The organism is Colwellia sp. BRX10-9 (genome assembly GCF_014077405.1).
In the GTDB taxonomy this organism is placed as follows: domain Bacteria; phylum Pseudomonadota; class Gammaproteobacteria; order Enterobacterales; family Alteromonadaceae; genus Colwellia_A.
Map to the genome: position 1 here is coordinate 1 of NZ_JACGVV010000170.1, position 202 is coordinate 202.

Consider the following 202-nt stretch of genomic DNA (forward strand, 5'->3'; position numbering starts at 1 on the left):
CTCCCACACTACCATCGGCGCTACTGCGTTTCACTTCTGAGTTCGGAATGGGATCAGGTGGTGCCACAGTGCTATTGTCGCTAGACAAAAAGGTTACAATCTTGAAAGCTGTTGCTCGCTAGAGCTATAAATATAAAAGCGTATCTTATTCAATTCATTATAGTGCGTGAAGTTATTCTGTCAGTCTTCTACAAACACTTCG

The 202-nt window shown here is 42.6% G+C and carries 1 rRNA gene; it reads right to left on the minus strand.

Going from position 1 to position 202, the window contains the following annotated elements:
• Positions 1 to 85, minus strand: a 5S ribosomal RNA gene (rrf, locus tag H4J69_RS19880); the annotation flags it as partial.
• Positions 86 to 202: the final 117 nt, after the last annotated feature.